Origin of the sequence: Actinoalloteichus caeruleus DSM 43889 (assembly GCF_000429185.2) — a bacterium.
Taxonomy (GTDB): domain Bacteria; phylum Actinomycetota; class Actinomycetes; order Mycobacteriales; family Pseudonocardiaceae; genus Actinoalloteichus_B; species Actinoalloteichus_B caeruleus.
Genome location: NZ_AUBJ02000001.1, coordinates 1,621,398 through 1,634,795, shown reverse-complemented (window position 1 = coordinate 1,634,795; position 13,398 = coordinate 1,621,398). Strand labels below are relative to the sequence as shown.

Genomic DNA, 13,398 nt, shown 5'->3' with positions numbered 1-13,398 from the left:
GGTCGCCAGGGGCCCCATGCCGGCCGCCCGCGCGGAGCGCGCGGGACACCGAGCTCCGGGAGTGCGGAGCTGATGGCCGTCAGGCCGGCCGGGCCGGGCCGCTACGGGAACGCCTCCTCGCAGTCCGGGGCGTGGGAGCGTTCGTCGCCCCTGGGGCCGCGGTGGGTCGGGGGAGCGGCCCGTCATCGGGGTGTGTTCCGGGCGTCCGGCCCGCCACCACACGGTCCACGTCGGTCGGACGTCCTCCACACCGTCGGGCCCATGCCGCCCGGTGGGAGTGGGCCGGTGCGTCCCGCCGTCACCGACTCCATACAATGGAAATCATTTTCATCTACGGAGGTTTCGCATGACGGAGTTGCGGCGGACCGGGCTGGTCACCTACCTGCTGAGCAACAGGGCTTTCGTCGCCCCAGCGGTCGAGCGGGCGGTGGAGACCCTGGGCCTGTCCGGGCGTCGCAGGCTGCTCGACGCCGGCACGGGCGCGGGCGGCGGACTGGTGGCCCTCGCGCGCGCGGCCGGGCCGGACTCCGAGGTCCTCGGGGTGGATCTCAACCCCGACGTGCTCTCGTTGGCCCGGACCCACGCCGAGGAGGAGGGGGTGGCCGACCGCGTCCGCCTCCGCGCCGGGGACCTGCTGGCCACCCTCGACGAGGCCACCGGATCGGGAGTGGCCTTCGATGCGATCTGGGGCAGCGACGTCGTCTGGCCTGGCAACTTCGAGGACCCCGCCGCCGTCGTCGCGGCGATGGCCGGCGCGCTGGCGCCCGACGGGGTCCTCGGGCTCTTCACCAGCAACTACTACCAGTCGATGTTCCTGCCGGGCCACGCGCGGCTGCAACGCGCGCTGCGCACCGCCTCGGAGCTGAACTGGGGCCTGCCCGGCGGCGGGGAACGGCACTACGACCGCCACGTCCACTGGATGGTCGCCGCCGGACTGCGCGACATCCGGGTCCAGGTCTTCCCCCGCGTCGCTTTCCCCGTCGACGACGACCCGACCGCGCGCCCCTACCTGGAACGGGTGGTGTGGCCCGAGCTCCTGGAGGCCGCCCGCTCCCGAGGAGCCGAGGCGGGCCTGGGCGACGAGGACATCCGACTCCTCGGCACCCTGCTCACCCCCGGCGGCCAGGGGTACGTCCTCGACGACCCCGGCTACTACCTGGTGCACCCGACACTCCTCGTGACCGGCCGCCGCTGACCGTCCCCGGGGTGGTCCGGCGCCGTGGATGGGAGGAGGCACGGCAGGTCCACGATCGTCGTCGACGCTGGTCGCGCGGCTGCCTCCACGCTCCGCTCGTCGTCGGCCAGGACAACGAGGCGACCAGACCTGCCCCGCGCACGGCCCGTGAGTGCGCATCCCGCGGGCCGGGGGCACCCGTCGGCGACCCGGCCGTCGTGGACGCGCCGAGCCCACCACGACCGCCCGGCGTCGATGCCTTCTCGTGGGCTGGTGGGCGTGGGCGTCGATGCCCGTGGAGTGGCGCCCAGGTGGACCCGACGGCCGAGGACCAGGCGCCGGCAGCACGCCCGCACCGGACACCGGGCCTGGGCTCCGCAACCGGGGCTGGCGTGGCCACACCACCACGCCACCCGCGTCGAGTTCTCCCCGCGCGTTCCAAGCGCCACCAGACCGGGCGGCAAATCAGGTGCGGCGGCTCGGTCCGGTGGGGTGTGATCGGTGGTGTGACGTTTCTCCTGGGTACTCCGGAAGTCGACGGCTTGAGCGCGGTAGCGCACGTACTGCGGGCGTGGCAGGACGACGGGGCGCCGGAGCGGCCGCACCCCGGGGACCTGGGCTGGTTCTGGCGGTTCGGCGCGGAGGCCACCGCCCGAGCGGTCCGGACCTGGAGCCGAGGCGGCCGGGTCCTCGCGATGGGCCTGCTGGACGGCCCTGACCTGGTGCGACTGGCGATCGCGCCACACGTCGAGCGGGACGAGGAGTTGGCCCGACGGCTGGCGGAGGACGTGACCGACCCGGCGTGCGGGGTCCTGGGGGAGGGTGAGGCGTACGTGGAGGCCCCACCTGGCGCGTTGGTCCGCGACCGGCTGGCGGAGCGGGGCTGGGTGCCCGGCGAAGCGTGGACGCCGCTGCGCCGCGACCTCGCCGACCCGGTGCCGGCCCCCGGCCCTCGGATCGAGGTGACCACACCGGACCGGGCGTGGGTCCGCGCCGCCGTCCAGCGGGCGTCCTTCGACGGGTCGACGTTCACCGAGGACCGCTGGCGGGCGATGGCGGCCGGCGCCCCCTACGCCGACGCCCGTTGCCTGGTCGCCCACGACCGTCAGGGCAGGGCGGTGGCGGCCGCGACGGTGTGGTCGGCCGGGCCGGGGCGGCCCGGGTTGCTCGAACCGATGGGAGTGCACCGGGACCACCGCGGCCAGGGGCATGGTCGGGCGATCGTGGTCGCGGCGGCGGCCGCGTTGCGGGAACTGGGTTCGTCGAGCGCGGTCGTCCGCACCCCGAGCGCCAACCTCGCCGCCGTAGCGACCTACGCGTCGGCCGGCTTCCAGCGATCGCCCGAAACCCGGGACCTCCGCCGGGCTCCCTAGCCCGGGCACCGGACGGGCACGGGTCGCGTTCGCCCGGCGCCGGCGGTCGCGCCCGCCGGAGGACCGCCGACGGGCGGCGGAACCGCGTCGGGGAGGGGCCACCTCGAACGGCTCCAGGAACCGGGGCCGCGCGGGTGTCCTGGCCGGGGGCCGGCGGTCCCGTCGCCCCACCCGCCCTCGCCCTCCCTTGGCGGTACGACGTCCCCCGCGCGCCCGTCAGCGCGCCGACACCGACGAGGGACCCGGTGCCGCGTGGAACGGGTACCGGAACGACGAGGGCCCGCCCGGACCGAGGTCCGGACGGGCCCGTCGAGCACGAGGTCAGGAGGTCGCCGCGCTCCCGTTCGGGGAGTGCGCGCGCTCCAGGGAAGCGCCCTCGACGTCGACGTCGGGCATGATCCGGTCCAGCCACTTCGGCAGGTACCACGCCTTCTCGCCCAGCAGGTGCATCAGGGCGGGCACCAGCACCATCCGGACCACGAACGCGTCGAAGAGGACGCCGATCGCCAGGCCGAACCCGAGCGGTCGCACCATCCCGAGCTCGCTGAAGACGAAACCGCCGAAGACGGAGATCATGATGATCGCCGCCGCGGTGACCACGGCCCGGCCCTGGCGCAGCCCCTGCACGACGGCTGCCCTGGCCGGCATCCCGTGGACGTGCGCCTCACGCATCCCGGAGACCAGGAAGAGCTGGTAGTCCATCGCCAGCCCGAACAGGACACCCATGATGATGATCGGGCCGAAGCTCAGCACCGGTCCCGGCTCGTGCACGCCGAAGACGTCGGACAACCACCCCCACTGGTAGATGGCGGTGACCGCCCCCAACGCGGCGAACAGCGACAGGACATAGCCGGCGGTGGCGATCAGCGGCACCAGCAGCGACCGGAACACCACGATCATGATCAGCAGGGAGAGGCCGACCACGACGACCAGGTAGATCGGCAGCGCGTCGGCGAGCTTCTCCGAGACGTCGATGTTGCCCGAGGCCTGTCCCGCCACGCCCAGGGTGGCTTCCCCGGACAGCGGGGCCATCCCGCGCAGGTCCCGGACCAGGTTCTCCGTCGACTCGCTCGAGGGGCCCTCCACGGGGAGCACCTGGAACAGGAACACGTCGCGCTCGTCGGAGACGACGATGGGCGCCACCGCGCTGACGTCCGCGTGCTCCATCAGCTCCGAGGCGACCCCGGCCTGGGTGGCCGTCACCTCGTTCTCGTCCACGCCGCCGGGCAGTTCGGCGACCACGATCAGGGGGCCGTTCACCCCCGCTCCGAACTCCGACTCGATGGTCTTGAAGGCCTGGTACTGCGTGGTGTCCGGTGCCTCCGAGGAGCCCTCGGGCAGGCCGAGGCGCATCGAGAGGGCGGGGACGGCCAGCACGAGCAGTCCGAGGGTCGCCAGGGCGACCGCGCCGAGCGCGCGCGGGGTGCGCAGCGGCCGGACCTCGGTGTCGGTGTGCCGCTGGTCGCCGATCGTCTCGCGCGCCTTCCGGCCCAGGGCCCGCGTCCCCAACAGCCCGAGGAGGGCTGGGGTGAGGCTGATCGAGACGAGGACCGCGACCAGCACGCAGGCCGCGCCGACGACGCCCATCGTGGCCAGGAACGGGATCCCGGTCACGCCCAGCGCGACCAGCGCGACGATGACGGTGCTGCCGGCGAACACGACGGCGTTGCCGGCGGTGCCGTTGGCCAGGCCGATGGACTCGTCCACGTCCATGCCGGCGAGCAGCTGCTTGCGGTGCCGGTTGAGGATGAACAGCGAGTAGTCGATGCCGACGGCGAGGCCCAGCATCACCCCGAGCACCGGAGTGATGGAGGCCATCGGGACGAGACCGGAGAAGGCGAGCGAACCGGCGACGCCGACGCCGACGCCGACCAGCGAGCTGATCAGCGGGGTGATCGCGGGCAGGAACGCGCGCATCATGATCAGCAGCACCAGGCCGGCGACGATGACGCCGATGACCTCGCCCGGACCCATGATGCCCTCGGTGGAGGTGGTGATGGTCGAGGACCAGTCGATCCGCACGCCGTCGATCTCGGCGGCGGAGAGCACGTCGACGACCTCGGCCTTGACGCTGTCCGGCAGCTCGAACATCGTCTCCTCGAAGGCGATGGTGGCGATCGCCGTTCCACCGTCCTCGGACACGGTGCGGACGGTGGAGGCGAACTCCATGAGCGCGGCGCCGTGTTCGAGCTCCGCCTCCTGAGCCTCGATCTCCCGCAGGCCCTGTTCCAGCTGCTCGCGGCCGGCGTCCAGCTCGGCCTGCTGCCGTTCGAACTCCTCGGCGGCCTGCTCGTAGGCGCCGGCTGCCCGCGCCTGCTCGATCGCGGCGTCGAGCTGTGCCTGCCCCGCCTCCAACTCGTCGGAGGAGGACTCGAGCTCCGAACGCGCGCCCTCGATCATCGCCTGGCCGCCGGTGACCTGGCCCTCGGCGGCGTCGCGTTCCGCCTCGGTCTCGAACGGGTTCGTCACCGCGGTGACGCCGTCGACCTCGGTCAGGTCGTTGAGGAGCTCGTCGATCCGCTCGCGCTCCGACTCGCCGAACTCGCCGTCGGTGGCGAACACGACGGAGGCGGTGGCACCGGTGAGCTCGGGGAACTGCTCGGTGAGGCTGTCGTTGACCCGCTCGGTCTCGGTGCCCGGGATGGAGAAGTTCGTGGCCAGGGAGCCGCCGAGCGTGAGGAAGGCACCGGCCGCGACCGCGAGCGCGAGGATCCACGTGGCGATGACGGCCCACGCGCGTCGCGCGGATAACCGTCCGAGCCGATACAGGAGGTTGGCCACCGTACGCCTTTCGTCGGAATGGACTGTTGCTGGCCGCCAACTTATCCGACGACTGTCGGTTATCCAACGTGTGTCGGATAACTGTCCCGGGTGGCGCTGGACACGTGAGACGATGCCCGCCATGGATCCCCGCGTTGCCCGCACCCGAGCGAGCCTCCGGCACGCTCTCCTGGAGCTCGCCCGCGAGCGACCACTCGACGAGGTCACGGTCAGCGACATCACGGTCCGCGCCGGGGTGAACCGCAGCAGCTTCTACCAGCACTACGCCGACAAGGAGACGCTGCTCGCCGACGCACTGGAGGACGCCCTCCACGACGTGTCGACGCAACTGCCCGAGGTGTCGGTGGCCGCCGGGACCCCGAGGATGCCGGTCGAGCTGCTCACCTACCTCGAACACATCGCGTCCCACGCCGCCCTCTACCGGCGGGTCCTCGGCGACCACGGGTCGACGCTGGTCACCGCCCGGTTGCGCAACCGGATCGAACTCATCGTCATCGACGCCGTCGGCACGGCCCGACCGGCGGCTCTCGTCGACCTGCCCGTCGACGTCTTCGCCTCCGGGATCGCGGGCAGTGCCCTCGGGGTGATCACCGCCTGGGTGGCGCGTGACCCCTTGCCCTCACCGGTCGTCGCGGCGGACTGGCTGTGGAAGGTGCTGCTGGGCATCGGCGCGTGGCGGGAGCCCGAGGACGTCGGATGAGTGCCACCCCGCTGGCGGCGCGCCGCGTCACGCCTTCCCGGCCCAGCCGGTCATGACCAGGCGCGGTCCCGCTCGGCTCCCGGTTCCACGAGGGTCGGGGGCGGTGCCGGATCAGCGCCGCCCGCCTGCCGGGAGGGGCGCCCGCCGGGGCGCCGTCCCAGGCCACCCGAGGCGCGGGTGACCAGCCAGGTGGCGGCCAGCGCGAGGGTGAGGCCCACGGCGGTGCCAGCGGTGAGGGGCTCGTCGAACATCAGCCCACCCCACAGCGTGGTCACCGGCGGCACGAGGAACATGAGCGTGTTCACCTGGGTGACCCCGACCCGGCGGAGCAGGTACCAGTACAGGCCGTAGCCGCCGAAGGTGGAGAAGACGACCAGCCAGGACATCGCGATCCAGAACTGGCCCGAGGTCGGCAGTGCCGCCGTGCCGGTCGCCAGGGCGATCGCGGAGAAGATCACCGCCGAGGTCGCGCAGTGCACGGCGAGCGCGCGCATCGGAGGCGTGGAGGTCGGAGCCCGCCTCTCCAGGAAGGTGGCCGCGACCAGGCAGAGCATGCCGGCGAAGGGCACCAGGTACGCCCAGGTGGGGACGTCGTTGCCGGGGGCGGTGGCATCGGACCAGGTGACCAGGACGACACCGACGAAGCCGAGGCCCAGGCCGGTCCACTGCCGTCCGGTCACGGCGGCACCCAGCAGCGGGCCGACCAGGGCGGCCACGACGAGGGGTTGCATGCCGTCGATCAGCGCGGTGGTCCCGGTGCTGACCCCGAGGCCGATGGCCCAGTACACCGTGAGCAGGTAGCCCGACTGGGAGAGCGCACCGATCGTGACCTGCCGTCCCAGGTCGCTCCGCGCGTCGGTGCCCCGGGTGCCGGCTCGACGGAGCAGGAACGGGGCGAGGGCCACCGCCAGCGGGACGAACCGCCACATCAGGACGGTGGCGACCGGGGAGTCGGACGCGCCGAGCTTCGCGCCGATGAAGCCCGAGGACCAGCACAGCACGAACAGGGCACCCAGGCCGACGGTGAGGAGGGTGTGCCCTTCCTTTGGTATACCGATCTGTTTACTCACATCCGTCACGGTATACCGACCTGTATAGTTTGTCAGGTGGGAACCGACATCGAATGGACCCCCAAGGCACGCGCCGTGCTGGCCGCCGCGAACGAGCTCTTCTACGCGCAGGGCATCCACGCGGTCGGCGTGGACGCGATCGCCGCCCGGGCCGGCGTGACCAAGAAAACCCTCTACGACCGCTTCGGCTCCAAGGAACGGCTCGTCGTGGAGTACCTCGCCCAACGCGACCAGCGGTGGCGGGCGTTCCTCGCCCCCAGGTTGGAGGCGGCGGGGCCCGACCCGCGCGCCCGCCTCGCCGCCGTCTTCGACGCCTCCGCCGACTGGGCAGCCGAGGAGGGTGGCAAGGGGTGCAGCACGATCAACGCGCACGCCGAGATCAGCCAACCCGACCACCCCGCCTACGCCTCGATCGTCGGCCAGAAGCGGTGGATGCTCGACCTCTTCACCGACATCGCCGGTGCCGCAGGGGCGGCCGACGCCCAGGCGACCGCCCGCTCCGTCATGCTCCTGCACGAGGGCGCGCTGGTGACCGACGGGATGCGCGTCATCGACGAGGCCTACGCCCGCGCCCGTGACCTCGCACTGAGCCTCCTCACCACCCCGTGAGCCGCGCCAGGGGAGAAGTCGGACCCGGGCGGAGCCACCAGCCCGCGCCCGGAACGGGCGCGCGGGAACCGGCCGGCCACGGTGGACGGTCCAGCCTCCCCGCCCGACCCATCCCGCCACCGCTCCGACCCGCCACCGCCGGGCGGGACGGGATCGGGACAGGTGCCACCCCGGTTCACCACCCCGGTCGTGCGCCTACAGCCAGTCGTGTTCCCTGGCGTGGCGGGCCGCCTCGTGCCGGGTCCGCGTCTGCGTCTTCCGCATGGCGTTGGAGTGGTAGTTCCGCACGGTGCCCTCCGCGAGGTGGAGCTGCGCCGCGATCTCGGCGACCGAGTACCCCTGGGAGGTCGCCCGCAGCACGTCGAGCTCGCGTTCGGTGAGGGGGCAGTCGTCGACGAGGGCGAGGGCGGACACGTCCGGGTCGATCCACCGCTTGCCCTCGTGCAGGGCGGTGATGACCGAGGTGATGTGCTCGGGTTCCGCCGACTTGCTCACGAAGCCCTGCACACCCAGCTTCAGCGCCCTGCGCAGCACGCCTGGCCGGGCGTGACGCGTCAGCATGAGGACCACCTGCTCGGGCAGCGCGCGCCGCACCTCCGCGACGGTGCCGAGACCGTCCATGCCGGGCATCTCCAGGTCCACCACGAGCACGTCCGGGCGGTGCCGCAGGGTGGCCTCCACGGCCTGCCGCCCGTCGGCGGCCTCGGCGAGCACGGTGACCTCGCCCTCCAGGGGGAGCAACGCGGCCAACGCCTTGCGCAGCAGCACCTCGTCATCGGCCAACACCACGGTGGTCATCGGTCGTCCCTCCCGCCGCTCCCCTGACCGGCTCGCGGAGCGGGGAGGGTCGCGGCGGTCACGAACCGGCCGTCCCGCTGCCGCACCGCCAGCTCCCCTCCCTCACCCGCGACCCGTTCCCGCAGGGTGCGGAGCCCGCGCAGCTCCGGCGAAGGCCCCTCCCGCACCCCGTCGTTGACGATGGAGATCCCCGCCTCGGACAGGGTGATCCGCACCCGCGTGGCCTCGGCGTGCCGCAGGATGTTCGTCGTCGTCTCCCGGAGCACCTGGCCGAGCAGTTCCCCGGCACGCGGATCGACCTCGGCCTCCCGGTCGACGCGCACCTGGATGCCGGCCGCCTCGAACAGGTTCTTGGCGTTCTCCAGTTCCGTGGCCAGGTTCAGCCGCCGCTGCGCGTACGCGAGCTCCTTGGTCTGGCTGATGGTGTCCCCGACCAGGGCGTGCACCTCCCGGAGCTCCTCCCTCGCCCGCCCGAGATCGCTGCGCAGCAACTTCTCGGCCAGGGTGATCTTCAGCTTGACCACGTGCAACGTGTGGCCCTGGATGTCGTGGAGGTCGCTGGCGAACCGCATCCGTTCCCTGACGACGGCGAGTTCGGCCTCCCGTTCCCGTGACTGCTCCAGTTCCCGCAGGAGGTCGGAGAACCCCTTGTTGGGGAAGGCGAGGGCGGCTCCCACCAGGGTGAGGGTGGCCGGGATGATGGCGTAGGAGATCAGCGTGTCGCGGACCGGGTCATCGGACACCAGCAGCCTCGTCACGCCCGTGACGGCGACGAAGGCCACCAGTGCCACCGAGGCGGTCCCCCTGTGGCGGGACAGCTGCTGCACGACGAGGGGGCCGGTCAGGGCCACACCCCAGAACGCCCTGGGGGTGTCCAAGACGAGCACCCCGAGGGGCCACACCGCGCCCGTGACCAGCAGGCAGGGCACCGCGACGCGGAGGACGTCGCCGGCGGCCCACCGCGCGAACGCGACGAGGGCGGCCAGCACGCCCAGGCTCAGGGCGATCCCGTGCCACCAGGTCTCGGCGTCGACGACCACCAGCAGCACCCCGACGGCGGCGAGCGGGGGGAGCAGCACGGTGAGGTTGAGGCTGCGCAGCTGGGCCCACGTCCCCTGGGGACGTTCGCGTGGTCGACGCGCCAGTCGGCGCGGCCTCATCGGACCTGCCAGGGGCGGCGGCCGGCGTGTCCGACCCGTCCCCCCGCGCGGTGGGGTTCCGGCGGGAGCCGGCGGCCCGCCCCCCTCGGGGCGACCGGTCGGGGGAGCGAGGTCCCGGTGGCCGCCGTCGGGCGAGGCGGTGGCTCGGTGGGCATCGGTGGTTCTCCGAGGTCAGGCGGCGGGGACGCTCCAGTGTCCCGCCGGCGACCACCAGGCACCAGTGACACGGTGTCACGGCCCACCCGGGTGCAACGTCACGGCGAGGTGGTGACGGGAGCGCACTGGTCGAGGAGGGCACGGCCGGGTGGGATCGAGGCATGTCCACGACACCAGTGATCGACGTCGACCGCCTGGGCGTCACCTACGGCGACTTCCACGCGGTCAGCGACCTGTCCTTCCAGGTCGAGCGCGGCGAGTTCTACGCCCTGCTCGGCACGAACGGTGCCGGGAAGACCTCGACCCTGGAGGTCGTCGAAGGCCACCGCGACCCCACCTCGGGCTCGGTGCGGGTGTTCGGGCGCGACCCCGGCGACCGGAGCGCGGTGCGGCCCCGGATGGGCATCATGCTCCAGGAGAGCGGCTTCGCACCGGACCTGACCGTTCGGGAGACCGTGCGGCTGGTCGGCGCCCTCAGTCAGCGGGCGGACAGCGTCGACCGGGTGCTCGGCGTCGTCGACCTCACCCGCACGGCGGCCACCAGGGTGTCCCAGCTCTCCGGCGGGGAGAAACGGCGCCTGGACTTCGCCACCGCCGTCTACGGCTCACCGGAGCTCGTCGTCCTCGACGAGCCCACCACCGGCCTGGACATCCAGTCCCGGGACGACCTCTGGCGGGCCGTGGACCGGTTGCGGGATGAGGGAGCCACCATCGTCCTCACCACGCACTACCTGGAGGAGGCGCAGGAACGCGCCGACCGCATCGGGCTCATGCACCAGGGCGGTCTCCACCGGGAGGGCACCGTCGCCGAGCTGACTCGAACCCTGCCATCGGTGATCCGCTTCTCCCTGCCCACCCCCGAGGTGGCTCCGCCGCCGCACGTCCACCGGGACGGCGACGGGGCGTTCGTCATCGAGACCTTCACGATGCAGCGCGACCTGCACGCCCTGCTCGACTGGGCGCGGGACAACGCGGTGGAACTGGGGGACCTCCACGCCGGTCCGACCCGCCTCGACGACGTCTTCCGCTCGATCGGCGCCGAGTAGACCACCCGACCAACCCCACCCCAGGAGGAGACCGCTCCATGTTCCCCATCGCGCTCGGCGAGCTGGTCCAGCTCTTCCGGAACCGTTCGGTTCTGGTCACCATGTTCGTACTTCCCGTGGCGTTCAGCGCCCTCTACATCTACCTGCACGAGACCGTCGCCGTGTTCGACCTCGGGGCGATCGCGGCGATCCTGCTGTTCCTCGTGCTGGCGATGGGTTTCTACACGACCACGGTGACCACGTTGGCCGCGCGCCGGCAGAACCTCTTCCTCAAGCGGCTGCGCTCCACGGCGGCGAGCGACACCCGCATCCTCTCCGGTCTGCTGCTGCCGGTGACGGGCGTCGCGGTGCTCCAGGTGACCGTGATCCTGACCGTGTTGGGCGTGGTCGCCGGCGCGCCGAGCGACGTCCTCCTCCTGGTGGTCGCCGTGGTCACCACGGTGGCCATGATGCTCTGCCTGGGGCTGGCGACGGCCGGGGTGACGAACTCCCCGGAACACGCCCAGGTGACCACGCTGCCCGTCCTCATCGGCACGATGGCCGTTTCCGGCTGGGTCGGTTTCACCGGGACCGAGGAACTCACCATCGTCAAGCGGCTGCTGCCCGGCGGCGCGGCCAGCGAACTGGTCGTCGCCGCGTGGAACGGCGGCGTCGCGCTGGCCGATTCGCTGGTGCTGCTGGCGCCCACCCTGAGCTGGGTCGTCGTCTCGGTGGCCCTGGCCGCCCGCCTCTTCCGCTGGGAACCACGCCGGTGACGACCCGGGCGGGACGTCGTCCGGGCCCGCGGGACTGGCGAGGGTGCCAGACATCGCCCGCCCCCGGCGCTCCGGGTCCTCGGCGGGGTGGCTGACGGCCTCCTCGACGCGGACGAGGGATCCCCCTGGTGTGGTAACGGCTCTATGGCATGATGAGCGTTACCTGATCGGGGGTGGGACATGGGTGTTCTGGTGTACGGGGCGGGCGGGGTCGGCCTGTACCTGGCGGCGCGTCTCGCATCGGCCGGTGAGCCGGTGACGGTCAAGGGCCGCCCGGCCACGGTGCGCGCCGCGGCCGGCGGTGGCGTGGAGATCCGGAACGAGAACAACACCGAGGTCGTCTCGAACGTCGAGTTCGTCGACGACCTGGCGGGGCGCCGCTTCGACTTCGCCATCGTGGCCACCAAGTCCTGGCAGGTCGAGGAGGCCGCCGCCGAGATCGCCCCGGCGCTCGAACCTGGCGGCAGGGTGCTCACCACCCAGAACGGGGTGGACGCGCCGGCCCGCGCCGCCGCCCACGTGCCCTCCGACGCGGTGTACGGGGGGACGGTCGTCGTCATCGTGCGGCGGGTGGCGCCGCTGGCCGTGCGACTCGTCGGCTCCGAGGCCCGCGTGGTCCTCGGCTCCCTGCGGCACTCCGAACCCGACGCCGCCGGGCTCCGACTGGTGGAGGTGCTGCGGAGAGCCGGAGTGGACGCGCGGTGGACCGAGGACGTCCGCACCGCGTTGTGGCGGAAACTGGCGCTCATCGCGTCCTACGGGGGAGTGGGCGCCCTGGCGGACGCCCCGGTGGGGCGGACCAGGTCCGTGCGCCCCACCCGGGACCTGGTGGAACGGGCGATGCGGGAGGTCATCGCGGTCGGCAACCGGTCGGGGGCCCGCCTGGGCGAGGATGATCTCGCCGAGATCCTCGACGTCTACGAGCACGGCTTCGCGCCGGAGACCACCGCATCCCTCCAGCGGGACCTGCGTGCGGGCCGCCCCTCGGAGTTGGCCGACCAGAGCGGCGCCGTGGTGCGGCACGCCACGGCGCTGGGCATCCCCGTTCCCGTGCACGAGCTGATCTGGGCCACCCAGCTGCCCAGGGAACTGGCCGCCAGGGAGGAGCGGTCCGACGTCGGCCCGGGACCCGTGGTCGAACCGTGAGATGACCGGACCACGCTCGTGGCTGCCCGTGCCGCCACTGCCGGTCGGGGTGGCGGTCGAGCTCGTCAACGAGTGGGCGGTCACCCCGCGCCAGGCGTCCGCCCGACCCTGGGGCGGTCACCCCGCCCCGGACTCCCCGTACCGGATGCGGCTGCACGAGACCTGGCCCGGGGGGAGCCGCCTGGCGGACGAGGAGATCAGCTCCGCCGCGGAGGAGATCCACGCCGTCTTCGCCGCTGAGCCGGGCGAGGCACGCGACGCGGTCGTCGATGCCCTCGTTGACCGCGTCGGGCTCGTCCCGCGTCTCGACAGCCGGGGGGCCCCGCCCCGGTTGGGGTGGCGAGCGGCGGCGGACGCGCCTCCGCTGCTGGCCGCGATGCTCGCCACCGTCCTCGACGCGCTCACCGACCCGGCGACCCGGTCGGCCGGCCTGTGCGCCGCCGAGCGGTGCGCGGACGTCTACCTCGACACCTCGCGCCGTGGGCACCGGGTCTACTGCTCGACCCGCTGCCAGACCCGCGAACGGGTCCGAGCCCACCGCCAGCGCCGCTCGTGACCCCCGGGACGAGGCGCGGCCGGTGGACCGGGTGCGGGGTTCCCCGGGCGTCGTTCGGCACACGGGTCGGGGGA

Annotated in this window: 12 protein-coding genes; 8 read left to right on the top strand and 4 right to left on the bottom strand. The window is 73.0% G+C overall.

Translation table 11 applies throughout. The features are described 5' to 3' along the window. Positions 1 to 346: 346 nt before the first annotated feature. Positions 347 to 1,195, top strand: a complete 849-nt coding sequence (locus G443_RS05570; RefSeq protein ID WP_035292879.1) for an SAM-dependent methyltransferase — start codon at positions 347 to 349, stop codon at positions 1,193 to 1,195. Between the two features lie 485 nt (positions 1,196 to 1,680). Next, positions 1,681 to 2,547, top strand: coding sequence for a GNAT family N-acetyltransferase (locus G443_RS05565; RefSeq protein ID WP_035292931.1), 867 nt, complete (start codon positions 1,681 to 1,683; stop codon positions 2,545 to 2,547). 321 nt (positions 2,548 to 2,868) lie between these two features. On the opposite strand, the gene G443_RS05560 is transcribed toward G443_RS05565, so the two are convergent. Further along, positions 2,869 to 5,328 (bottom strand): MMPL family transporter, encoded by a 2,460-nt coding sequence (locus G443_RS05560; protein WP_026420203.1) that lies wholly within the window; start codon positions 5,326 to 5,328, stop codon positions 2,869 to 2,871. Positions 5,329 to 5,449: 121 nt separating this feature from the next. On the opposite strand from G443_RS05560, the gene G443_RS05555 reads away from it, so the two are divergent. Beyond that, entirely contained in the window at positions 5,450 to 6,028 is a 579-nt protein-coding gene (locus tag G443_RS05555) for a TetR/AcrR family transcriptional regulator (protein WP_051314277.1), read from the top strand. A 50-nt stretch (positions 6,029 to 6,078) separates the two neighbouring features. On the opposite strand, the gene G443_RS05550 is transcribed toward G443_RS05555, so the two are convergent. After that, positions 6,079 to 7,098, bottom strand: coding sequence for a DMT family transporter (locus G443_RS05550; RefSeq protein WP_026420204.1), 1,020 nt, complete (start codon positions 7,096 to 7,098; stop codon positions 6,079 to 6,081). A 36-nt stretch (positions 7,099 to 7,134) separates the two neighbouring features. Here G443_RS05550 and G443_RS05545 point away from each other — a divergent pair, with 36 nt between their 5' ends. Next, positions 7,135 to 7,707 (top strand): TetR/AcrR family transcriptional regulator, encoded by a 573-nt coding sequence (locus tag G443_RS05545; protein ID WP_035292881.1) that lies wholly within the window; start codon positions 7,135 to 7,137, stop codon positions 7,705 to 7,707. A gap of 195 nt (positions 7,708 to 7,902) precedes the next feature. On the opposite strand, the gene G443_RS05540 is transcribed toward G443_RS05545, so the two are convergent. Together G443_RS05540 and G443_RS05535 are read right to left on the bottom strand one after the other, a co-directional pair. Further along, a complete protein-coding gene (locus G443_RS05540) occupies positions 7,903 to 8,505 on the bottom strand; it encodes a response regulator transcription factor (RefSeq protein ID WP_026420205.1) in 603 nt (200 codons plus the stop codon). After that, entirely contained in the window at positions 8,502 to 9,665 is a 1,164-nt protein-coding gene (locus G443_RS05535; protein WP_051314278.1) for a sensor histidine kinase, read from the bottom strand. Before G443_RS05535 ends, G443_RS05540 begins: the two co-directional genes overlap by 4 nt. Positions 9,666 to 9,982: 317 nt before the next feature. Here G443_RS05535 and G443_RS05530 point away from each other — a divergent pair, with 317 nt between their 5' ends. The 4 genes from G443_RS05530 to G443_RS05515 all read left to right on the top strand — a co-directional run bounded on the left by G443_RS05530 (position 9,983) and on the right by G443_RS05515 (position 13,324). Then, the gene (locus G443_RS05530; protein ID WP_026420206.1) at positions 9,983 to 10,867 is read left to right on the top strand and encodes an ABC transporter ATP-binding protein; all 885 of its coding nucleotides are present in this window, start codon (positions 9,983 to 9,985) and stop codon (positions 10,865 to 10,867) included. A gap of 38 nt (positions 10,868 to 10,905) precedes the next feature. Beyond that, positions 10,906 to 11,622 (top strand): ABC transporter permease, encoded by a 717-nt coding sequence (locus tag G443_RS05525; protein WP_026420207.1) that lies wholly within the window; start codon positions 10,906 to 10,908, stop codon positions 11,620 to 11,622. 180 nt (positions 11,623 to 11,802) lie between these two features. After that, positions 11,803 to 12,768, top strand: coding sequence for a ketopantoate reductase family protein (locus G443_RS05520; protein ID WP_026420208.1), 966 nt, complete (start codon positions 11,803 to 11,805; stop codon positions 12,766 to 12,768). Position 12,769: 1 nt separating this feature from the next. Next, on the top strand, positions 12,770 to 13,324 hold the full coding sequence (locus G443_RS05515) for a CGNR zinc finger domain-containing protein (RefSeq protein ID WP_026420209.1): 555 nt from the start codon (positions 12,770 to 12,772) through the stop codon (positions 13,322 to 13,324). Positions 13,325 to 13,398: the final 74 nt, after the last annotated feature.